Source organism: Arthrobacter oryzae (assembly GCF_003634095.1).
GTDB classification, from domain to species: domain Bacteria; phylum Actinomycetota; class Actinomycetes; order Actinomycetales; family Micrococcaceae; genus Arthrobacter; species Arthrobacter oryzae.
The window spans coordinates 285,620-306,533 of sequence record NZ_RBIR01000001.1 but is presented as its reverse complement, the minus strand read 5'-3'; the positions used below and the strand labels follow the sequence as shown (position 1 = coordinate 306,533).

The 20,914-nt window shown below is 66.3% G+C and carries 20 protein-coding genes; 12 read left to right on the top strand and 8 right to left on the bottom strand.

Annotation, left to right across the window (positions count from 1 at the left end; all coding sequences use genetic code 11):
- Nucleotides 1-10 precede the first annotated feature (10 nt).
- Nucleotides 11-511, top strand: coding sequence for a DinB family protein (locus C8D78_RS01465; RefSeq protein WP_120950105.1), 501 nt, complete (start codon nt 11-13; stop codon nt 509-511).
- A gap of 25 nt (nt 512-536) precedes the next feature.
- Here the strand turns inward: C8D78_RS01465 and C8D78_RS01460 are convergent, their stop codons facing one another.
- Nucleotides 537-1,295: a GAF and ANTAR domain-containing protein gene (locus C8D78_RS01460; protein ID WP_147429519.1), complete on the bottom strand. Its 759-nt coding sequence runs from the start codon at nt 1,293-1,295 to the stop codon at nt 537-539.
- Nucleotides 1,296-1,413: 118 nt separating this feature from the next.
- Nucleotides 1,414-2,028, bottom strand: coding sequence for a GAF and ANTAR domain-containing protein (locus tag C8D78_RS01455; protein WP_244208187.1), 615 nt, complete (start codon nt 2,026-2,028; stop codon nt 1,414-1,416).
- A gap of 377 nt (nt 2,029-2,405) precedes the next feature.
- Here C8D78_RS01455 and C8D78_RS01450 point away from each other — a divergent pair, with 377 nt between their 5' ends.
- Together C8D78_RS01450 and C8D78_RS01445 are read left to right on the top strand one after the other, a co-directional pair.
- Nucleotides 2,406-3,128, top strand: a complete 723-nt coding sequence (locus tag C8D78_RS01450; RefSeq protein WP_120950103.1) for a GAF and ANTAR domain-containing protein — start codon at nt 2,406-2,408, stop codon at nt 3,126-3,128.
- Nucleotides 3,129-3,143: 15 nt separating this feature from the next.
- The gene (locus tag C8D78_RS01445; protein WP_120950102.1) at nt 3,144-3,446 is read left to right on the top strand and encodes a hypothetical protein; all 303 of its coding nucleotides are present in this window, start codon (nt 3,144-3,146) and stop codon (nt 3,444-3,446) included.
- A gap of 433 nt (nt 3,447-3,879) precedes the next feature.
- Here the strand turns inward: C8D78_RS01445 and C8D78_RS19555 are convergent, their stop codons facing one another.
- Nucleotides 3,880-4,242 (bottom strand): ClpX C4-type zinc finger protein, encoded by a 363-nt coding sequence (locus C8D78_RS19555; RefSeq protein WP_167467825.1) that lies wholly within the window; start codon nt 4,240-4,242, stop codon nt 3,880-3,882.
- An 80-nt stretch (nt 4,243-4,322) separates the two neighbouring features.
- On the opposite strand from C8D78_RS19555, the gene C8D78_RS01435 reads away from it, so the two are divergent.
- The gene (locus C8D78_RS01435; RefSeq protein ID WP_167467824.1) at nt 4,323-5,627 is read left to right on the top strand and encodes an MFS transporter; all 1,305 of its coding nucleotides are present in this window, start codon (nt 4,323-4,325) and stop codon (nt 5,625-5,627) included.
- A gap of 26 nt (nt 5,628-5,653) precedes the next feature.
- On the opposite strand, the gene C8D78_RS01430 is transcribed toward C8D78_RS01435, so the two are convergent.
- Genes C8D78_RS01430 through C8D78_RS01420 form a run of 3 tightly spaced genes read right to left on the bottom strand, consistent with a single transcriptional unit; the run spans nt 5,654 to nt 8,077 of the window.
- Nucleotides 5,654-6,442 (bottom strand): GNAT family N-acetyltransferase, encoded by a 789-nt coding sequence (locus C8D78_RS01430; RefSeq protein ID WP_120950100.1) that lies wholly within the window; start codon nt 6,440-6,442, stop codon nt 5,654-5,656.
- Nucleotides 6,443-6,453: 11 nt separating this feature from the next.
- Nucleotides 6,454-6,993, bottom strand: a complete 540-nt coding sequence (locus tag C8D78_RS01425; RefSeq protein WP_120950641.1) for a methyltransferase family protein — start codon at nt 6,991-6,993, stop codon at nt 6,454-6,456.
- Between the two features lie 19 nt (nt 6,994-7,012).
- Entirely contained in the window at nt 7,013-8,077 is a 1,065-nt protein-coding gene (locus C8D78_RS01420; RefSeq protein WP_244208186.1) for a hypothetical protein, read from the bottom strand.
- Between the two features lie 220 nt (nt 8,078-8,297).
- On the opposite strand from C8D78_RS01420, the gene C8D78_RS01415 reads away from it, so the two are divergent.
- Genes C8D78_RS01415 through C8D78_RS01405 form a run of 3 tightly spaced genes read left to right on the top strand, consistent with a single transcriptional unit; the run spans nt 8,298 to nt 11,442 of the window.
- Complete coding sequence (locus tag C8D78_RS01415; RefSeq protein ID WP_167467823.1) at nt 8,298-9,236, top strand: ABC transporter ATP-binding protein; 939 nt, start codon at nt 8,298-8,300, stop codon at nt 9,234-9,236.
- Nucleotides 9,233-10,342: an ABC transporter permease gene (locus tag C8D78_RS01410; protein ID WP_120950098.1), complete on the top strand. Its 1,110-nt coding sequence runs from the start codon at nt 9,233-9,235 to the stop codon at nt 10,340-10,342. Before C8D78_RS01415 ends, C8D78_RS01410 begins: the two co-directional genes overlap by 4 nt.
- 17 nt (nt 10,343-10,359) lie before the next feature.
- The gene (locus C8D78_RS01405; RefSeq protein ID WP_167467822.1) at nt 10,360-11,442 is read left to right on the top strand and encodes an ABC transporter permease; all 1,083 of its coding nucleotides are present in this window, start codon (nt 10,360-10,362) and stop codon (nt 11,440-11,442) included.
- Nucleotides 11,443-11,528: 86 nt separating this feature from the next.
- On the opposite strand, the gene C8D78_RS01400 is transcribed toward C8D78_RS01405, so the two are convergent.
- Complete coding sequence (locus C8D78_RS01400) at nt 11,529-14,036, bottom strand: bifunctional lysylphosphatidylglycerol flippase/synthetase MprF (RefSeq protein ID WP_244208185.1); 2,508 nt, start codon at nt 14,034-14,036, stop codon at nt 11,529-11,531.
- Between the two features lie 399 nt (nt 14,037-14,435).
- On the opposite strand from C8D78_RS01400, the gene C8D78_RS01395 reads away from it, so the two are divergent.
- Nucleotides 14,436-15,809, top strand: coding sequence for an alpha/beta hydrolase (locus C8D78_RS01395; protein WP_120950095.1), 1,374 nt, complete (start codon nt 14,436-14,438; stop codon nt 15,807-15,809).
- A gap of 28 nt (nt 15,810-15,837) precedes the next feature.
- Here the strand turns inward: C8D78_RS01395 and C8D78_RS01390 are convergent, their stop codons facing one another.
- Nucleotides 15,838-16,422 (bottom strand): TetR/AcrR family transcriptional regulator, encoded by a 585-nt coding sequence (locus C8D78_RS01390; protein ID WP_120950094.1) that lies wholly within the window; start codon nt 16,420-16,422, stop codon nt 15,838-15,840.
- A gap of 168 nt (nt 16,423-16,590) precedes the next feature.
- Between C8D78_RS01390 and C8D78_RS01385 the strand changes: the two genes are divergently transcribed.
- From C8D78_RS01385 to C8D78_RS01370, 4 genes are all read left to right on the top strand, one after another.
- On the top strand, nt 16,591-17,331 hold the full coding sequence (locus C8D78_RS01385; protein ID WP_120950093.1) for an SDR family oxidoreductase: 741 nt from the start codon (nt 16,591-16,593) through the stop codon (nt 17,329-17,331).
- Between the two features lie 59 nt (nt 17,332-17,390).
- Entirely contained in the window at nt 17,391-18,011 is a 621-nt protein-coding gene (locus tag C8D78_RS01380) for an NADPH-dependent F420 reductase (protein WP_120950092.1), read from the top strand.
- Nucleotides 18,012-18,178: 167 nt separating this feature from the next.
- On the top strand, nt 18,179-18,802 hold the full coding sequence (locus C8D78_RS01375) for a hypothetical protein (RefSeq protein ID WP_120950091.1): 624 nt from the start codon (nt 18,179-18,181) through the stop codon (nt 18,800-18,802).
- A gap of 80 nt (nt 18,803-18,882) precedes the next feature.
- On the top strand, nt 18,883-20,859 hold the full coding sequence (locus C8D78_RS01370; protein ID WP_120950090.1) for an APC family permease: 1,977 nt from the start codon (nt 18,883-18,885) through the stop codon (nt 20,857-20,859).
- Nucleotides 20,860-20,914 lie beyond the last annotated feature (55 nt).

Below are 20,914 nucleotides of genomic sequence, written 5' to 3'. Positions count from 1 at the left end.
CTGTTGGGCCATGAGCCCCTTCGCCAGCACAGATCCTGCAACCTTCACCGCAGACCTCAAGACCCAGTTCGATGCTTTCCTCGATGAACACCGGGCGGCCCTGCATGACTGCCTGGACGGGCTGACGGAGCAGGAAGCCCGGGCGTCGCTGGTGCCTTCCCGGACCACCCTCCTGGGACTGGTCAAGCACGCCACCTTCGTCGAGAAGGTCTGGTTCGACGAGGCGATCACGTGCAGGAGCCGGCAGGAGATCGGCATCCCGGCGACCCCCGATGAATCATTCATCCTCGAAGAGGCCGACACCGTCACGGCACTGCAGGCCGCCCACAGCCGGGCCTGCGAGGAATCACGACGGCGGACCGCAGCGCTCGGTCTTGACGACGTCGTCAGGGGCAACCGGCGCGGCCCGCTGCCGCTGCGGTGGGTTTACCTGCACATGCTCAGGGAACTCGCCCAGCACTGCGGCCACGCGGACATCCTGCGTGAACAGATCCTCGCGGCGCGCGCCTGACGGCGCTGGCCGATCCCTTCAGCGTTTACACCTCGAAGCGTGAATGGATATCCGTGGTACCGGCGATTGAGGCAACAATTGACGCCGCGACGTCGCGGACCTTGGTGTTCCGTGCGTTGGAGGCCTTACGCAGCACCGTGATGGCCTCATCCGGGCGGCACCTGTTCTGCGCCATGATGACGCCGATTGCCATGTCAATCACCGCACGTGATTGCATGGCCTTCTCCAGGTCGTCGCGGGCCTCCTGCAGCCGGTCGATACGAAGGGACAGGCGCAAGGGCCGCGAGGCCTGCCTGGCAAAGTCTTCCGCGGTGCCGATATCGCCGGCCGTAAACCCGGAACGGCGCCCGGCGTAGAAGCTGACGGCGGCCCGGTGATCACTCCCACCTTTGTCGTCCAGCGTAATCGGGATGCTGAGGACGGCGAGGTATCCCCCTGCGGCCGCCGTTTTGCCGAATTCGGGCCACTCGTTACCCTGCGTCAGATCCCTGATGTAAACCGTGCGTGCCTCCCCCATGGCCGCGATGGCGGGCCCATCGCCGTCCCGGCTCTGCATCTGCGCCAGGGCCAGTGCGTGCGGGCCACCCGCGCCGGTCCGGGCGGGCTTCTTGGGCCTCGCTACCCTTACGGCGCAGACGACGGGCAGACCTCCCCTGGAAAGTCCGTCGGCGGCCAGCCGGGCCAGTTCGCCAAGAAATTCGTCCAGGTCCGCGCTGGCCAGCACGAGCTCCTGAAGTGCGTCGGCGGTAGTGGTGCCGCCCAATCGCTGTTCCTCGAGTTTCACCCCGGCCCCCTTCCGCCATGAGAATAAATCATATTACATTGGCCAAGGAGCGGGCCCCGCTGGACAGCATCGGTGCGCAGTCCCCCGCCAGGGCACCGCACTGATCGATGGCGCCCGGCTAGTTCCCCGCCGGATCCGTGCCGTGTTGCTCCGTCGAACCGGAGTCCGGCGACGTGCCGGCGACGATGTCAGCGGCGATGTCATGCATCCGCGTGCCTTGGATGGTGGACGCCCGGCTGATCAGGGCCAGTGCCTGGTCATGGCTACACCGGTTCTGGGCCATGACCAGCGCCACGGCGGCATCAATCACGGCACGCGATTGCAGGGCTGACCGCAGATGCTCCGGGTAGGGAGGCGCCGGATGAACCCTCAGGGCAAGGCGCAGGATGTTGGAAATCGACGCCGCGTACGTCTGCACCCGTTCGACGGTGCCAGGCTCAAAAATCCCCGATTCGGACGAGTAACAATTCAGGGCCGCCCCCGACCCGGTGTCGGTGGGTATCGGCACGGCGAGTACCGATCGGACGTTTTCCGCCGACATGTCCCGGGCGTAGGCTGCCCAGCGCGGATCCGCACCCACATCGGTCACCAGGATTGTCTGAGCGGTCCGCAGCGCGGTCAGGCACGGCCCGTCATGCAGGCTGTACTGGATTTCATCCAGGCGTTGGGCCTCGGGTCCGCTGCTGGCGACCGTGGCCGGGCTTCCGTCGCGTTCAACGGTGATGGCACACATCATGGGATTCTTACCTCCAAATGCTGCGGCAGCCAGCGTGGAAAGGCTGAGGAGGAAATCGGTGAAACCCGGGCTCTCCAGCAACAGGTCTTGGAGCTGTTCCGCGGTGGGTGCAGCCCCTGGTTGTAACGTGACGGCGTCCTCTTCCTGGGGGCCGACCCTGCGGAGGCCCTGTCTCGCGGATGCGCGCTCTAGCTCGTACGCAACCTGGCTGTGAAGAACGACGGCCGGTGGGAATTTCCCGGGGGTATCTCCTCTTCTCACACTACGCGTGCCGCAACGTAGTGAACAGGTGTCCCGCCGCCCGAGGCCGGTTATGCTGGAATCCGCAGCCGGAGCGCCCCGCCACGGCACAGTGAAACCTGTCGAGGTGGAACATGAATACCGATCTGCCCTTGGCGGATGAACTTACCGCGGTCTTTGCACGCGCGTCGCGGATGTTACTTTCCGAGGAAACGGTTGCGCACGCCCTGCACCTGATCACGGATGCCGCCGTCGCCGCCGTTCCCGGCACGACGGGAGCCGGCGTCAGCCTGATGAATGCCTCGGGTCAGCGGCTCACGGCGGCCTCATCAGGAGCGATCGTTGCACGGGCGGACTCGCTCCAGTTCGAACTGGGCGAGGGTCCGTGCCTCACAGCGTGGGCTTCGGGTCATCCCGTGCTCGTCGCCGATGCCTCCGCCGACCACCGGTGGCCGACGTGGAGCGCCGCAATTTCTTCCTTGGGCATCGGGTCGGTCGCCAGCAGCCCGCTTCTGACCGGGAGCACGGCTGTGGGGGCGGTCAAGGTTTACGGCCGCGAGCCGGGGCACTTCACGGGCCACGCCGTCCGGCTGCTGGGCTTGTTCGCTGAACAGGCAGCGCTGTTTGTCATCCACGCCCAGGCCCGCGAGGCCGCGTCAGCACTGAGCAATCAACTCCAGGACGCTCTTTTTCAACGCGACACGATCAGCGTGGCCAAAGGCCTGCTCATGGCCCGGGACAACACCGGAGCGGATGACGCCTTCCGAACCCTGATCGCGATGTCACGCCGGTCAGGGGAGACCTTGCACGAGACCGCAGCGGCGCTGGTCCGCTTTGCCGCGTCGTCCGGCACGTGATCACAAGGCGAAACTATGGCCCTAAGCAATGAGGAAAGCGAGCAACGTCGCGGCATTGCTGCTTCACTGCCGTACACCGGGCTAAGCCTCGATGAACTGTGGCTCAAATACTTCACGCTGGGTGGACAGGCCGGCGAGTTCGAGGTGGAGGCATACCTGCACGGGGCGATGTCACTTCCGGACCTCCAGCGCGACATCCTCGCCCACGCCGTCAATGAACGCTTGGATGCGCTCAACTCCCCCGCGCCGCGGGCGCCCTACAGCACACCAGATACAGGCAAAGCAGACGAGGGCAGCGGTCCTGAACAGAGCCCGTAGTGCAACGGTTCACGGGATGCTGCTCATTGACTTCCCGGGCTCAAGGCGCCACTCGCTGCAACTGGGTGTTAGCGCGGATGCGGCCCGCCCCCGACGCGTGATCTTTCACAGGGTCGCATCCGCGCTGGTCTAGGGGACGCCGGGACCCGGCCTTGGGCGCTGCCGGCCAGGCCGGGCGGCCAGGCGCGGACGGGCGTGCAGGAAACCAAGCCCGCCGGAGGCGGCGCGCAGGTCGGGGATGGGGGCTTCGGCCCGGGGTCCGGGCGGCCTCACGGCGGACGTCAAAGTGCCAGCGTCGGCAATGACGGTGACACCGAGTCCTGTGGCCATGAGCTAGGGGCTCCCAACAACGAAGTGAGGGCCCCTTCCTGACCGGATTCAGAATATCAATTCCCCGCGCAGCATGAAAGACCTCGGCTGACGCATTTCAGGTTCAGCGCGCGTGCTGAAAGCGTTCCCACGCTGATTGCCTCGTCATGCCCAGCGCCGCACCTACGCGGGCCCAACTGACGTTTCTTTCACGCGCGGTCCCCACCCAGGCGCCGAGGCGCTCTTCGACCTGAGAGGCGACGGCGGCGATCTCCGGCAAGTGTGCCAGGAGTTCATCGTCACTCATCCGTGTCCAAGGAGCGTCCGCCGGCGTGCCATCGTTTCCGTCGAGCATCTTCACGGAGGCCTCGGCACAATCCCGGCAGATGGCGACGCCGGGGCCCGCAACAAGGGGTCCCGAGGTGCCGGCCGATCTCGCGCAGAAGCTGCACAGCAGGGGTCCTGCCAGCGGCGGTTCCTGGTTCAAGTTGATTCTCCCTGCGGGTGATCGGATACTACCGTCCAGCATAGTTGACTTGTCAGGTAAATCCTGACACCTTGTCAGGCGTGACCTTACAGAACGTTGTATCCGCCGGAACCAGGCCACCCGCCAGCACTCCGCTCCTGCGGCTGGTCGCATTCCGGAAGTTGTGGATTGCCAGCGCGTTCGAGGGCATCGGAGACGAAGCCAGCAGGGTGTTGATCCCGCTCGTTGCCGTCTCGATGCTTGGGGCCGGCCCCTTGGAAGTGGGGATTCTCAACGCACTGGGGATGAGCGCGTTCCTCGTCCTGGGCCTGCCGATCGGGGTCTGGGTGGACCGGCACCGCCGGCGCCGGCTCATGATCATCGCGGACGTCGTCCGGGCGCTGGTGGTCCTCAGCGTTCCCGCAGCCTACCTGGCCGGTGCGATGACGATGGGGCACTTGCTGGTCTGCGCGGCCCTGATCAGCGTCGCCGACGTCGTCTTCACGACCGCCCACGGCGCCTTCGTGCCGTCCGTGGTGGGCCGGGAGCGGATCAGCGATGCCCATGCCCGGCTGCAGACCGCTGCGAGCGCGGTCGCCGCCGGATCCCCGTCTGTGACGGGGGCGCTCCTTGGCGTCATCGCCGCACCGTTCGTCCTGGTGACGGCCGGAATTTCCTACACGCTGTCCGCCCTGTCCCTGATGAGCATCCAGGCCAATGAGGACATGACCCCGCCGCGGGAGCACGAGCGGTTCTGGCCGGCGGCACGGGCGGGCTTGTCTTTCACGATTCACCACCCGGCCCTGAGGGGTCTTTTCCTGTCCGGGATGATTCTTAATGCGGCCACCATGGTTGGGAGTGCCGCCACGGCGGTTTACGCCCTCACCGTGCTGGGGATCAGCCCGGCTGTTTTCGCGGCATTGGGCACCTTCGCGGCCCTGGGCGGACTCGCAGCATCCTTCGCGGCACCGGCCATCCTCAACCGGCACGGCATTGGTAAGACGCGGATTCTTGCCGGCATCGCCTGTGGTCCGGCCGCCGCACTAACTCCGCTTGCCGCGGTCCTGCCTTGGTTCCCGGCACTCTGGCTCGGCGCGTCCGCCTTCGGGTGGGCCTTCCTGGTGGTGGTCACCTCCGTGGCGGGCGCCGGCATAATCCCGCGCATCGCAGCGCCCCACGCGATCGGAACAGTCATGGCCAGCAACAGGCTGTTTGTCCTCGGCGTCATGCCGGTCGCCAGCCTCGCCGGGGGCGCCCTGGCCGCCTGGCTGGGCGTTCAATCCGTGCTCTGGATCTGGGCACTGCTTGCCGGAGGCTCTGCAATTCCCATCGCATTCTCACCGGTGCGGACCTGGCGAGAATTTCCGGCGGATTTGGACAACCAAACCGTCCAGGCGGCCGGCTGACCGGCCGTTGCCGCGCTTCCGGGGCTTCAGCGACGCCAGTAATACGGGGTGGTTGTTGACACCCGGAGCAATCCGTAGCGTTCCAGGATGGGGCGTGAATATTCCGTTGAATCGCTATGGATGAGTGTTTTGCCCAGGGTCACCGCGGCCCGCGCCCGGGCCGCGGTGAGGGCGCGATAGATACCCTGGCCGCGCCACCCGGCCCGGGTCGCCCCGCCCCAGATGCCCGCGAATTCCGTGCCGGGCACCGGCTCGAGACGGCCGGCGCTCACAATCGATCCCTCGTGTTCGGCCACCCACAGTTCCATGCCGTCGTCGAGGGCCGCCCGGCGCAGGATAGCCTCGGCGTTGCCGGCGGAGACGGCGTCCCCGAAAACTTCGTCCTGCATGGCGCTCATGGCGCGAATGTCCGGCTCTTCGGTGATCCGCCGCAGGCTGATTCCGGGCGGGAGCCGCACATCGGCAGTCAACGCGCCTGCCGGCCCGATCATGATCGACTCGGTTTCGTCGGCCTCGAATCCGTTGGCGAGCAGCGTCTCGCGGAGTCCGGGCGCATAATCGTGTCCACGGGTCTTCCATTCGACCCGAACGATTGCCGGATCGCTCCGGTAGAACGCAAGGGCCTCGGCCACCCATTGCGCGATCGTCTGGGCGCTTGCCCCGCCGAGATCCTGATACGTCACGAAGCCCCGGCCGCCTGCGAAAGTCACCAGGCGCAACGGCCCAAGATGTTCAACGGCGATCGCGCTTGGAGTTTCCGCATCAGTGCGGAGTTGCCGGTCATACGCAGTGAGAAATTCTTCAGAAAGAGTCATCGGCCTCCACGCTACATCGCGGGGGCGGGCCCCACCCGCCAGGGTGTGAGTCTGGGCACCCAGCGCGGGACGTTTTCGCGGTAAACCTCGTACTCAGGACCGAACTTGCGTGCCAGCGTCGGCTCCTCATGGAACACCACAAATGCGGCCACCGGAACGGCGCCCAAGGCGGCAAGACCAAAAAGTTTGGGCTGCCCAAGCAAGAGGCCCTGTCCGGTAATCGAAGCGGTGAGGGCAACATAGATGGGGTTGCGCACGTACCCGTACCAACCACCGACCACCAAATGCTTCGTCTGCGCAAACGGGGACGGAGTCCCGAGTCCTTCGACGGCGAACCGGACGAAGGAACTCGTGATTACTGCTGCGCCCACACCGATGAGCACGGCGCCGACGCATTGTGCGGGCAGCCCTCCCGGCACGGGCCGCTTCACCTGCCAGCGCGTCAGCAACCACGGAACGAGTCCGGCCGCCGTCGCCGGCGCGACGGCGAACAGCGCCGTGCCAATGGCTGCGCGTCTCTTCTCCCGCGGGGTCTCTTCGGATGCGGCCATGCTGATCATTTTGGACCTCCTATGGGTGCGACGCCTCGGGAATGTGCGGGCTCCTAAAGTTCCAGGAGCTGGCAAAAGCGAGACCGGCTGCCACTGCCGAGCTCAACACGATGGCTCCAAGCCACATGGACACAGGCCATCCAATCCCTGACACCAAGGCAATGCCCACCAGCTGGCCCGTCCAGAGGAGCGCCACCAGCAGGGCGCTCACCCCCGGAAGCCGACGGCCGGTCATGCGCCCGGCCGCGCGGGCAAGTGCCACATCCGCCACAACTGCTGCCACCGTGGCCCCCGCCGCCCCGGCGAGCGCCGCCGGGCGGAACCCCGACATGGCGATGGGCAGCCACGCCACGACGGCGACCAGCAGGGTGACGATGCCGCGAGGCGGCCGTTGGGTTCGGGAGCAGGTGTAGAGGAAGGGGACGATGATCAGCGCGGTGGTCACCAGGTAGCTGGCCATTCCGATCGCCGCCGGCAGCTCCGCTTGGCTGTGGCCGGGGCTGCCGATCGGCGTCGGGAGGTACGGCAGGGCCGGCGCTGCCCGGACGAAAGCCGAGCAGTAGATGAGGAAGAAGGCGCCCAATCCGGTCATCAGGGCGACAGAGAGCAATGCCGGCGGCGTCCAGGCGAAGGCGTCCCGCCCGCTCCCGGCCCGGGCACTGCGGACGCCGGTGCCGAGAATGAGGAAAAGGCTGAACCCGAGCAGCAGGTGGGTGGGGCTGACCAGCGCATCGAGGGAGACCTCGATGCCCAGGATTTCATGCCAGAGCAGATCCAGAACGCCGGCGAGGGCGAAGAGGACCACTCCGGCAACGGTGCCCCGGTAGCCGGCCGGTATTGCACGCGCGAGTGGCTGCCCGGGCTCCCGGTTCCTCCAGATCAGGGAGGCCAGCCACGCGGCCATAGCCAGGAGGCCGGAATAGAGAGCGGCGTGCCAGGGGGTGAAAAACGTTTCCAGGCCGGGAACGTGCAGGTGTGCCCAGCCGTCCAGGAAGACCGCCAGTAGGAGCCAGATCCCCAGCAGCTGTGTCACCAGATCCCGCCGCATGCCGGCCCTAAGGGCCGGGACTGCTGTGCCAACCATCTCGTTCTCCTTCCACCCCGTATGCCGCCGACGGCGGTCGGGCCCCGCCCCACGGGCCAGCGCCGATAAGTTAAAGCGTGGACCTCCCGGGGGCCGACCGCCAGAGCCCTCCACCCCCTGCCGCTTGTGTTTTATTCGACCCGGTCCCATCATGGAGCCGAGGCCCCGCCCGATCAGGCTGGTGGCCGCACCGTGTGCCTGTGGCCTAGGAGATAAGGGCATGACCGTAACGGCCATCGAGCTCATCGGAGTCACCAAACGATTCGGCTCCTTCACCGCAATCGACAACCTCAGCGTGCGCGTGGAACGCGGGGAGGTCTTCGGCCTGCTCGGGCCCAACGGCTCCGGCAAGACAACCACCATCAACATGATTAGCGGCCTGAGCCGGCCGACCGCCGGCAGGGTTACGGTCCTTGGCGTGGACATGGTTGCGGATCCACAGAGGATCCGGCGGTCCCTGGGGACGGTGCCGCAGGAGAATGCCCTCTACGAGGAGCTGACGGCAGAGGCCAACCTGCGCTTTCACGCGGACCTCTTCGACGTGCCCCGGAAAGGCCTCCAGGAGCGGATTACGTCATTGCTCGAGCTCGCACAGCTGGAGGAACGGCGGAAGAGCCGCGTCTCCACCTTTTCCGGCGGCATGAAGCGAAGGTTGGCGTTGGTCCGGGCGCTCCTCCACGACCCCGAGCTGCTCTATTTCGACGAGCCCGGCCTCGGGGTCGATGTGCAGAGCCGGCGCGCGCTCTGGGACCGGATCCTCGAGCTCAAGGAACGCGGATCCACCGTGCTCATCACCACGAACTACCTTGAAGAGGCGAACGTCCTCTGCGACCGCCTGGCAATTATCGACCGCGGGCGCCTCGTCGCCCTGGACTCGCCGTCGAACTTGCGCCGCAGCTTCGGTGACACCGTACTTGATATACGCACCCAGCCGGCGCCCACGGAAGACCTCGTTCGGGAGGTCCGCGCCCTACAAGGTGTGGTCTCCGCTATTGCGTCCAACGGATCAATTCAGGTCACGGTTGAAGGCGGCGGTGACGTCACCGGCAAGGTCGTGACTGCGGTGGTCGCATCCACGAGCCTCGAGGAGATCCAGAGCCGCGAGCCAAGCCTGGACGAGGTCTTCCTCAGCCTGACCGGCAAGGAGTTGAGGGAATGAGCCTCCGGCACAACCTGCGCGTGGTCCGGGCCGTCGCAGCGGCGGACATCCGCCTCACCCTCCGGGAACCGCTGTTCGCGATAGCCGGCCTCATCATCCCAATCAACTTCCTTCTGCTGTTCCTTCTCTTCGCCCTCAGCGGAGGTCAGGCGCCGGTCGCGGTGGTCATGAACGACCCGGGACCGTTGGCCGGGCAATTCCTCCAGGCCATGAACAACTCGCAGTCCTTCTTCATCCACACGGCCTCCTCGGCCGACGCGGAGCGCGAGATCCGGGCGGGATCGGTCGTCGCCGTCGTGACAGTGCCCCAGGACTTCGATGCCGCGGTCAGCGCCGGGACAAGGGTGGACATCCCGGTCGAGGTCAACAACCTCAATGTCGACTTCACCAACGACATCCGACGGGCACTGCCGCTCTCGATAACATCCTTCTACGCCAATGCGTTCCCTGAACAAGTCGTCGTGCGTGCGCTTGAGTCCGACGTCCAGGCGCACGACACCGGTTACGTTCCCTACTTGGCCGTGAGCATTGTGGTGGCCGGGCTGATGCTCGCCGCGCTGCTGCAGGGCAGCGTCAACGCCGCGCGGGACTATGAGCTGGGCACCGTCAAGGAACTGGCACTGGCGCCGGTGAGCCGGCTGACGATCGGGCTGGGAAAGATACTCGGCTCAGCCGCGCTCACCGCAGCCTCGGCAGTTCTGGTGCTGGGCGTCGTCATCTTGTTGATCGGGGTTCACCCCCTGCATCCCTGGGAGGTGCTCGGTTTCGGCCTGCTGATGATCGCCGCCTTTCTTGCCCTCGGCGTTCTGGCCGGAACGCTGGTGCGCCGGCGCCAGCAGGCCATCCCGCTCGCCGTCGCCTGCGTCCTGCCGCTGTTTTTCCTGAGCGGGCCGTTCGGACCGGCGAACTGGCTCGGCGCCGTTCCCGGCGCGATCGCCGCCGTGTCCCCGCTGACCTATGCGATCGCCGCCTTCCAGCACGCCTTCCATGGCTACCAGACGGCCACCCAGGACCTGGCTGTCGACACCCTGGTGCTGGCCGGATTCACGGTTCTGACGGTCGTGATCACCGCCCTTGTTTTCGGCCGGAGGGGGGTCGCGCGCTGATGGGATCGCTCCGGGCAGTGTTGGCAATCGCGGCCAAAGACATTGTGACGTGGGCGCGCACGCCGTCGGCGATCGCCGTGAGCCTGTTGCCGCCGATCGCTTTCTTGCTCATCATCTTCATCGTGGCCGGCGCAACCGGGCGCAATCCGGTGGCCGTCGTGGTCGAGGGCAACGGTCCGCAGGCTCAGCGCCTGGTCTCAATCCTTAATGACTCCGACGCGTTCCGCGTCCAGGCGGCGGCCCCGGATGAGGCCGCGCATTTGCTCGACACCCTCCAGGTTGCGGCCGTTATCACCATCCCGGCCTCCTTCGACGACGACTACCGGATGCACCGGCCGGACCCGGTGCGGATCCGTATCAACAATCTGAACCTGGACTTCACCAACGACCTTCGCAGGTCGCTGCCGGCCGCAATCACGCGCTTCTACGCTGGCCAACCGGACAACCCCGTCATGGTCGGCGTCGCCGAGTCCGATCTGAGGCCGCACGACGTCGACCTCGTGCAGTTCGAACTGGTGCCCGTCCTCGTGCTGCTCCTCACGCTCATGGGCATCGTCAACGGCGGGTTGGCCACCGCCCGGGAGTTCGAGGACCTGACCATCAAGGCGCTGTTGCTCGCGCCGGTGGGCCGCGGCGTCCTGATCGCCGGGAAGATCCTAGGGTGCTGGGTGATGACCATGTTGGTGGCAATGGTGGTGCTGATCCTGGCGGCCGTTTCCGGCTTCCTGCAGCCTGCGGGGTGGTACTGGCTGCCGGCACTGGCGGTGATCGGGCTGATCGCACTCGCGGCGGCCGGCGTCGGGGCCGCCCTTGGAGGCACTTTCCGCCGGTTCGCCCCGGTATCGGCCGTCGGCATCAACGTGGCGATCTACTTGTTTTTCCTGAGCGGCGGAATCAGCGTCGCGGCGTTCCTGCCCGATTGGATTCAGGCCTTGGCGCACTTCACCCCTACGTTCTACGGGGTGGATGCGCTGGAGGCCGCAATCTTCTACCAGTCGACTGAGAACCTGGGCCGTGACGTAGCGGTGCTGGTACTGACGGCCGCGGGCGGCCTGGCTTTGGGCATCGTGTCACTGCGGCGGCGGCTCGACGCCTTCTAAGGCCGCTGCAAGCCTTGGGTCGGACAAACGGGAGAATTTTGGGGCTCGATGGCACTCCTTGGGACACCGACCGTCTCCCGGGAGCGTCAGCGGCGGCCCGCGCGGCCAACGGACCCTACATGTTCGCTCAGTATGCTCCGCAGGATCCTGAACCCCTCGCCCAAGGACAGATCGGGCAGGTAGGCGCGGGTAAGTGCGTTTCCGATTCCGGGCAGGGCCGCCGAGTCCGGATAGGCCATGAAGAGGGGGACATAGACCGGGTGGAACTTGCTCTTGAAGGCCAGGAGGGACCGGAACCCGTAGACGGGTTCCAGCGCGGATCCGAGGCGATCCAGCAATCTTCCCAGGCCGGCGGCCTCTGCCGGCCCCGGCGACGTCGCGTCCGGGTGGAGGGCCGGAGCGACTCGGGCCAATGGCGCACCAGAGAGACTGATGAAGTCGCACTCTTCGCCCTTGAAGCTCATTGCCGCAGAAGCAATGAGGAACTCGACTGCCGGCCGGAACCCGGTGCTCCTCCTCCTCATGAAGTCCAGCGTCCAGCCCACAATCCGTCCGTTGCGGTAGACCGGAAGCCACGACGTGACCGCGTGCACGTGTTGCTGGGCGTCAATGGCGAGCAGGCAGCGGACTTCAGGGTCGTTCAGTTCGTCGACGCCGCCAAGGGTGAATCCCATTTCCGGCATCGTCCGGTCGGCCACCCATTCTTCCGAGATCGCCAGAATCTGCGTCTGAAGATTCAGGCCTGCTGTGGGATAGCGAACCCATTCAGCATAAATTCCGGCCTTGGCCGCGTTGTTCAAGGCAGTACGAATATCCTGGAACCGCTTTCCCTTGAAGGACAGGGAATCCAAAGGCAGGACGGTTTCCTGGGCAACCTGGACCGAATCCCAGCCCAGGCGCGATGCGGCGTCCCGGACCTCCGCCGAAATTGAGTAGAAGCAGGGTGTCCACCCATTGGACCTGCAGAATTCAGAGAATTCAGTGACTACGGCCGGAGTCAGGTTCCCGGGTCCGACAGGCCCGCCGACCGTCAGCGCAATGCCGGCGATTACGCGGTACGCGACGAAACTCCGGCCGGTGGCGGAGAACCAATAAGTATTCCCGGCCCAGGTGGTCATCCACGAGATAGAACTTCCCTCCCCTGATTTGAGGATTGCCAGGGCTCTCTCCTTGTCATCGCCGTGCCGGGGCTGGCTCGGGCGCACAAAGGACTTGAGCATCAGCACCCCCGTGACGGCCCAGAACACTATGCCGACTCCCTCATAGAGCAAAACGGCAAGCGTGGTCTCGGGAAAGAAGGCAGGCGGAACGTCTCCAACGAAGCCCAGCGGCAGGAACCTGTCGGGCGTATCCGCCAGCAGATCGGCCGCGGCGGGGACCGGGGTGAAGCCCGGCGCGAGGACCAGCCCGCCGCCGATGTAAACGAGGCTGAGGAGTCCGGCCAGGGCCAGGACCTGCAGGGCGAGCCGGGTATAGGTGCCGCGGGGTGCGGTGACCGGAAACAACTCACGGCATGCCAAAACCACAACGAATATCATCACCGGGACAAGCAGCGGGACAACAAGTGCCAGCGGCTGGGTGCTGTGGCCAGGCTGGCTCGCGTCCACCAACTGTCCGGCGACCGTGTTCGGACCGGCTGCCTGCAGCACCCCCACCAGCGTCGTGAATGCCAGCAGTGACAGTCCGGCCTGGACCACCAATACGCCGGCCCAGGCGAAGCGCCGTCCGCGCCGGAGGCCCTCGGCGAGCAGCAGGAGCAGAAATGACGGAACAATCGCCATGAAAATAGCGCCGGCCCCCGCTCTCAGCTGCAGATGCGCAGCCTCACAGGCCCGATGCTGGGCCGGGACTGCGCAGATCTTCTGCAGCGTCTGGGGGTCCACCGGCCGAATGTCCGTGAACAGGAAGCGCAACACGGCGAGCGGCCCCACGGCGTGCGGGACCAGACCGGCGACGACCGGACCGACGGCCGAAACCGCCACGAGCAGGGCTACGAGCACCCTTCCCTCGTGCTTTGAACTGACCGGGCGCACCAGCCGGGGGCGACGTCCCAAAAGGATCGGGCCCAGAAGTGCGCCCGCGGCACCGGCTCCAAGGCGCCCCAGATCGGCGAAACCGCCGCTGTAGAGGGCGAGGAGGATCAGCAGCCCGAAGAGGGCCAGGCGAATTCGTCGCCTCCACAGCGCCCCCATGGACGCCGTCGCAGCCATGGCGGTGCCGCAAATGAACGCACTCGGGCCCAGAAAGAACAACCCACTCATCTCCCGGGCCCAGCTCCCCATCAGTGCCCGGGTGGCCTCCCAAAATCCCGCCGCGGCCAGCATGCCCGCGACCTGCGTCACAACGGCCGCGACGGAGAAATTCCTGCTCCCCATCTGCCGCTCCAGCGGAATGCAAACCAGGAGCACCAGGACCGTGCCTGTCACGTAGCCGAGCAGGTTCCTGGCCCAGAAGGCGGCAGCCAGCACCGCCCACCAATGACTGGGCAAGGAATGCGCCGTCGCCGCCACATTCGCCCTCCACTGCACTGCCGGGCCGGAGACGATACTCGACGACAGCAGACCCAGGATCCAGAAGACAACAACGAACGACACCGTGACAGGAGCCCCGCGCAACACCGGCACCAGCCAGCGCACTAAACTGCGGCGACGGAACCGCCTGGGTTTAGCTACGGGCGGCGATTCTGGCACGATGCATCCTTTCAGGATTTCGGGACAATCAGACAGGCCCATCCTGTAGCTTCCATTTGATCACCGACGTGCGCGCCGGCATAGATCCTTTCTGCCCATACACCGTCGCCACAGGGCCGGCACGCGCAGACTTCGCAGGGCCGACATACTGCGATGGGAACAGCGCTCACGTTCCCAGCTTCGTCGGTGGCAGGCGTGCTATAACAGCGTCATAAGGGAGCTGAGGTCACTCCGGAGCGGCACCCCGGGCCCGGCGAACCGGCCGGCGGCCATGAATCCAAATGGCGGACAGGAGGAGACGGGATGGAGCGGCTTCTCAGCCTCAGCGTCATCGAAAGCCCCTTGCTCTACGCCTTCTATGCCCTTTCCGCCTTGGCAGCCCTGTTTCTGGTGTTGCGCGCCGGACTTCGGTGGCGTCCGACCGGCCGCGCCGCGGCATCAGCCGGGGAGGGCGGCTCTCCGTCGCGCGCTTCGCAGTTGCCGCCCTGGCGCAAATGGCTCCTCACTGCGGCTGCGGCCGTGGCCGGCGGCGCCCTGGCCGGAGCCGTCGTCCTGTTCGTCTCCGAAGTCATGCTGGACGTCTTCGGGCTCCCACTGGACTCGGACACCCGCGTCTGGGTGGTCTGCGCGTTCGCGGGCGTCGGACTGGCTGCCGTCAGCCTGTGGCGGTCCCGCTGGTGGCGGAAGGCGGTGGCCGTCCTCGCCGCTGTGCTCTTCATTGCGACGGCGGCACTCGGCATCAATAACGGGTATGGGCTCAACCCGACGCTGGGAGCAATGTTGGGGATAAACCTGACGAAGCACCTGACTTTGCCCAAATTGAACCCCGTGCACCGCTCAGGGCTCGAGTCCGCCCTGTGGCAGGCCTGGAAGCCGCCTGCGGGAATGCCGGCCGTCGGGCGGAGCGGCGCTGTGACGATTCCTGCCGACGCCTCCGGATTCCATGCCCGCGATGCTTTCCTCTACCTCCCACCCGCTGCCTTGGTGGCTAATCCGCCGGATCTGCCGATCATCGTCATGATGATGGGGCAGCCGGGCGGCCCCGAACAGAGCAAGTCCGCGGTTCGGGAACTCGATGCCCTGGCGCGGCAAAACCACGGCCTGGCCCCTTTGCTCCTCACCATCGACCAGCTTGGCAACCCCTACCGGAACCCTGTCTGCGTTGACTCCCCCAAGGGAAACGTCTACACGTATGTCACAACCGACGTCGTGAACTACATCCGCAAGAACCTCAACGTGGCCACCGATCGGACCCAGTGGGCGGTGGCCGGATACTCCAACGGCGGCGAATGCGCACTCTCGTTCGCGGCCAAGAGGCCGGAGATATTCGGCTCCATGCTCAGCATCTCCGGGGAACTGGATCCGGTGGACGGCTCGCCGGAGAATACGATAGCAACCATCTTTGGCGGCAACGAGGCCGCGTTCACTGCGGAGAAGCCCTCCACAATCCTCAAAGCCCACACGTACACCGATGAGCTCGCCATCTTTACCAGCGGAGCAATCGACCCGCAGTACGGGCCGCAAAGCGCCACGGCGGCGGCTGCTGCAAAAGCCGCCGGAATGACGACGCAACGGTTCGTGGGGGCCGGGATCGGCCACCGCGGAGACGCCGTGACCTACGGGCTCAAGACCGGCTTTCCGGTGCTGTTTCAGAGGTTCGGCCTGGCTCATCGTTGACCGTGCCGGCAGCTACTGACGGACCCGGTTACTGCCCAGTCTGGCCGCATGCGGCAGTGACCAGCTGCCGGGCCATGGCGAGGCCCTGCCTGGCCGGACCGTCCGGGCCCAGGACCGCAGCCGTTGACAGGGTGCCGTTGAGTACCAGCAGCAGCTGCTCCGCCAATTCTTGAGGGTTGGTTGCGCCGGCGCCCTCCGCCAAAGCCCGGAACCAGTCGCACACCTGCAGTTTGTGGGCAACCGCGACGGCGTGGGCCGGATGGGCAGGGTCGGGGAACTCGGTATGCGTATTGAGCATCGGGCAACCCCGATACGTCGCTCCGCCGATATCCCCTGCGGTGACTTCGAAGACGGCCAGGATCTTTCCGCGCGGATCCTCCACGGCGCCGGCCGCCTCCCGCATCCGCGTGAACCAGGCGTCCGCGCGCTCTTGGACGTAGGCGGTCGCCAGATGGTCCTTGGTGGGGAACTGACGGTATACGGTGGCGTTGCCAACGCCGGCTTCCTTGATGATCTGGTCCATGCCGACGGCCCGGATGCCCTGGCGGTAGAACAACGGACCGGCCGAGGCCAGCACGTGTTGTCGGTTTTCAGCGGCCGTCTTGCGCGCCATGTTTTTCCTGCCTGTCCTGTTCAGCGTCCTCGGTCACTCTCCGGCCCGACGACGGGCGGAAGGGATTCGTTCCCCTCCAGTTTGACAGACGGAACGTTCCGTCACAAGATGGTTTGAGAACGCTCCGTCACATCGTCGGGGCGCCACCGAACTGAACGGAATCCCACCATGAGTGTTGTTTCACAGAACCTGCAGGCCGAACCCGCCCTGGCGGGCAAGCATGTCCTCGTCGTCGGCGGCACATCCGGCATCGGCCGCGCCGCGGCGGAAAAGGCGTTGGCTGCCGGCGCGAGCGTCACAGTCGCCAGCCGCGACCCGCAGCGCGCTGACGGCACATTCAGTGCGCCCGTGCGGACTGAACACGTCGACATTTCAGACACCGCCTCGGTTGAGGCCTTGTTCAACCGCGTCGGGGCATTTGATCACCTGGTCCTGTCCGCGGGGCCGGGTGCGATGGGCTCGGTGCGCGACCTCTCGTCCGCCGATGCCAGGCCGTTCATGGACATCAAGTTCTGGGGCTATTACGACGCCGTCCGTGCGGCCTCCGGCGCAATCGCCCAGGACGGGTCGATCACCATGGTCGGCGGCGGCGCAAGCCGCAAACACGCCCCAGGCCGGCCCGTCATGGCCGCCGTGAACGCCGCCCTCGAGGCCTTCGGGAAGGCCAACGCCCTGGACCTGGCCCCGATCCGGGTCAACGTGATCGCCCCCGGCCTCGTAGACACCCCGGCGTACTCCGGCATGCCCGAGGAAATGCGCCAGGGCATGTACGCCGGCTACGGCAACGCCGTCCCGGCCGGCCGCGTCGGCAAGGCCGAGGACGTGGCCTCCGCCGCGCTGTTCCTGATGACAAACACCTTCGTCACGGGAACGGTCATCGACGTCGACGGCGGCGTCCACGTGAGCTAACGCTCCCCTGCGACCCCTGCGCCGCCGCGCACACCTACCCCCAAGAATCGAGAATCCTCATGACACAGCCCACGCTCGCCGTGATCGGCGCCGGCATCATCGGACGGACGCTGGCCCGCCGCTGGACCGAGGCCGGTTACCGGGTGACCTTCGGCGTCCGCTCCCCCGACGACGCCGACCTCACCGCCTACGCCAACCGCATCGGTGCCGGCCGCGACACCATCAACGGCGCAATCGCCGCCGCAGACGTCGTCCTCCTGGCCATCAACGGGGCCGCCATGGATCAAGCGGTCCCCGCCATGTCCGCCGCGATTGAGAACAAGATCGTCATCGACGCCACCAACAACACCGGCGGCGCCACGATGAACAGCATCGCCCTGATCAGCGAGCACGCACCGGCCGCCCGCATCTACCGTGCGTTCAACAGCCTCGGCTGGGAGAACTTCGCCGACGCCGATTACCAGGGTGTAAACGGCGACATGCTCTACGCCGGTCCCGCGGGCCCCGGCCAGGAGACCGTCGAAGAGCTCATTGGCGCCACCGGACTTCGCCCCGTCCGCGTCGGCGACGCCACCAAGGCCGGGATCGTCGATGACTTCGTCAAACTCTGGTTCACCCTCGCGTTCGAGCAGGGCCTGGGCCGCGGCGTGGGCTTCAAGATCCTCACCCGGGACATCTGAGGGTTCCGGCTGGTCCGGGGCGTTAAGAACGCGCAAATATCCGGGCCTCCGGCATATGGATAGCGTTAAGGCCCGTCCCCGTGAGGACTCGGCGGTGGTGTGATGAAACAAGAGGACACTGCAGCCGCCGTGGCCGCAGTCCGGATCCTCGGCAGGAGCCAACCAGAATGAACACCAGGTCCCGGCGGATACGGGACGCATCGGGCCTTCCGGCCACAGCAGGCCCCAACCGGGATTTCGTCGCTGTCGATGACGGCGGGGACTTTTCCTACCACCGGTCGGAAAAGGAACTTATGGGGGCGTTTGAATACGTCGATGAAGCTGCGTGCATCATCGACCGCAGCGGCATCGCTTACCGCCTGGTGCTGGATCCGGACCGTCACATGGTCCTCGGCCCCGCGCTGGGACCGGTGGAATTCCATTGGCTTCGCCACGCGTGGCTCCATGCGCAGAGCGCCCATCCCGATGAGCACCGGCTCCGGCGCTTCTACCCCCGGACGGGGGACGAGGTGGTGTCGGACCTCTTCGAAACCCTCGCCCTGGAACACGGGCGGGGTCCGGCGGAGGGAGCGTGGTCTCTGGACATCGACGGCGTTGGCTCGTCAGTGCCGGGCATCGAGGAGATCGATCGCCGGCTCGCCCGGCTGAAGCCCCTCGGGCACGTCAAGGTGAAGGACCCGTTCGGACACATCTACCGGCCGGCGCGACTTCGCAGTCACTGGTACCTGCCGGCCGCCGCCGGCGCCATCCTCTACATCGAAGTCCCGGCGTTAAGGATCCGTCAAAATTGATGACGGCCTGTCAGTGGCTCCCGGGGCCGGTGTATCGTCGGCAGTAATCACGATGGTGGGCATCGCGCGGAGAGGCATAGATGACCACAATGAGCAGACCGCCCGCGGATCCGTCGGCACCAGGACCGGGGGCCAAGGAGAACTTCAGGAGCTGGCTGCTGTTCGGCCTGCAGGACGCCAAGGGCATCCACCAAGGACCGGGCGCGGTCAGTGACTCGCACCTGAAGAAGCATCGGTGGTGGCAGGTGATGTGCCTGACCGGCGTGGACTACTTCTCCACCCTGGGCTACCAGCCCGCCATCGCCGCGCTCGCGGCCGGCGTGATTTCGCCGCTGGCGACCATGGTGCTGGTGGCTGTGACTTTGCTGGGCGCGCTGCCCGTGTACCGCCGGGTGGCCGGGGAAAGCCACCGGGGCGAGGGTTCCATCGCGATGCTGGAGCGGCTCCTGCCGCGCTGGGGCGGGAAGCTCTTCGTGCTGGTCCTGCTGGGGTTCGCGGCAACTGACTTCATGATCACCATGACGCTCTCCGCCGCCGACGCCACCGCCCACGCGATCCAGAACCCACTGGTTCCTGGCTGGATGCAGGGACAGAACGTGCCGGTCACGCTCTTCCTGCTCGCCCTGTTGGGCGCCGTCTTCCTGCGCGGGTTCAAGGAGGCCATCGGCGTCGCCGTCGTGCTCGTGGGCGTCTACCTGGGCCTGAATGTCGTGGTGGTTGTCACCACCATCTTCGAGGTGTTTGCCCAGCCGGTCGCCGTCGACAACTGGTGGCTGGCCCTGACCACCCAACACGGAAACCCGCTGATGGTGGTGGGCATCGCCCTGCTCGTCTTCCCCAAGCTGGCCCTGGGCCTGTCCGGCTTCGAGACCGGCGTCGCGGTCATGCCGCAGATCCAGGGACGCGCCGGTGACACCGAGGACAAGCCCGTAGGCCGGATCGAGGGCGCCCGGCGGCTGCTGACCACCGCGGCCGTCATCATGAGTGCATTCCTGATCACCACCAGCTTCACCACGGTCATCCTGATCCCGGAGCAGGACTTCCAGCCGGGCGGACCGGCCAACGGCCGCGCTCTGGCCTACCTCGCCCACGAGTACCTGGGCGCTGGCTTCGGCACCGTCTATGACATCAGCACCATCGCCATCCTCTGGTTTGCCGGCGCCTCCGCCATGGCCGGGCTGCTGAACCTCGTGCCCCGGTACCTGCCCCGGTACGGCATGGCGCCGGGGTGGGCCCGCGCGGTCCGGCCGCTGGTCCTGGTGTTCACACTGGTCGGGTTCCTGATCACCTGGCTGTTCAACGCCGACGTCGACGCCCAGGGCGGTGCCTACGCCACCGGCGTCCTGGTCCTGATGACCTCCGCGGCGGTTGCCGTGGCGCTCTCCGCCCGGCGCCGGAAACAGCGCAAACGCACCGTCGGCTTCGGGATTATCGCCGTCGTGTTCATCTACACCACGGTGGCGAACATCTTTGAACGGCCCGAAGGCATCCGGATCGCCGCGTTCTTCATCGTCGGGATCATCGTCATTTCCCTGCTCTCGCGCATCCGTCGCTCCTTCGAGCTGCACGCCACCCACGTCCATATGGACCGGCAGGCACTGGAGTTTGTCTCCTCCAACCTGGACGGCCCCATTGCGATCATTGCCCACGAACCGTTGCGCCTGAGCCCGGAGGCGTACCGGGACAAACTGACCTCCGCGATCGAGGTCAGCCATCTGCCGGTGGACTACCAGGCCCTGTTCCTGGAAGTGGTGGTGGACGACTCCTCCGACTTTGAGACGGCCTTGGAGGTCCACGGCGTGACCCGGCACGGCTTCCATATCCTGGAGGTCCACGGGCCCGTGGTGGCGAACACCATCGCCTCCGTGCTCCTGCACATCCGGGACGTCACCGGCCTGATGCCGCACATCTATTTCCGCTGGACCGAGGGCAACCCGGTCAGCAATCTCCTGCGCTTCCTCGCGTTCGGGGAAGGCGAAATCGCCCCCGTCACCCGCGAAGTGCTCCGGGAAGCCGAACCCGACGTGACCAAACGGCCCTGGGTCCACGTCGGCTAAGCGCCGTCTGCTGGCACCGTCGGCCGGACTCGGCCCCCCAAATACACGAAGCGAG

Coding starts and splice junctions, on each gene's coding strand:
- C8D78_RS01465 (WP_120950105.1), top strand. CDS start 11: ATGAGCCCCTTCGCCAGCACAGATCCTGCAACCTTCACCGCAGACCTC.
- C8D78_RS01455 (WP_244208187.1), bottom strand. CDS start 2,028: ATGTGTGCCATCACCGTTGAACGCGACGGAAGCCCGGCCACGGTCGCC.
- C8D78_RS01450 (WP_120950103.1), top strand. CDS start 2,406: ATGAATACCGATCTGCCCTTGGCGGATGAACTTACCGCGGTCTTTGCA.
- C8D78_RS01445 (WP_120950102.1), top strand. CDS start 3,144: ATGGCCCTAAGCAATGAGGAAAGCGAGCAACGTCGCGGCATTGCTGCT.
- C8D78_RS01430 (WP_120950100.1), bottom strand. CDS start 6,442: ATGACTCTTTCTGAAGAATTTCTCACTGCGTATGACCGGCAACTCCGC.
- C8D78_RS01425 (WP_120950641.1), bottom strand. CDS start 6,993: ATGGCCGCATCCGAAGAGACCCCGCGGGAGAAGAGACGCGCAGCCATT.
- C8D78_RS01420 (WP_244208186.1), bottom strand. CDS start 8,077: ATGGTTGGCACAGCAGTCCCGGCCCTTAGGGCCGGCATGCGGCGGGAT.
- C8D78_RS01415 (WP_167467823.1), top strand. CDS start 8,298: ATGACCGTAACGGCCATCGAGCTCATCGGAGTCACCAAACGATTCGGC.
- C8D78_RS01410 (WP_120950098.1), top strand. CDS start 9,233: ATGAGCCTCCGGCACAACCTGCGCGTGGTCCGGGCCGTCGCAGCGGCG.
- C8D78_RS01395 (WP_120950095.1), top strand. CDS start 14,436: ATGGAGCGGCTTCTCAGCCTCAGCGTCATCGAAAGCCCCTTGCTCTAC.
- C8D78_RS01390 (WP_120950094.1), bottom strand. CDS start 16,422: ATGGCGCGCAAGACGGCCGCTGAAAACCGACAACACGTGCTGGCCTCG.
- C8D78_RS01385 (WP_120950093.1), top strand. CDS start 16,591: ATGAGTGTTGTTTCACAGAACCTGCAGGCCGAACCCGCCCTGGCGGGC.
- C8D78_RS01380 (WP_120950092.1), top strand. CDS start 17,391: ATGACACAGCCCACGCTCGCCGTGATCGGCGCCGGCATCATCGGACGG.
- C8D78_RS01375 (WP_120950091.1), top strand. CDS start 18,179: ATGAACACCAGGTCCCGGCGGATACGGGACGCATCGGGCCTTCCGGCC.
- C8D78_RS01370 (WP_120950090.1), top strand. CDS start 18,883: ATGACCACAATGAGCAGACCGCCCGCGGATCCGTCGGCACCAGGACCG.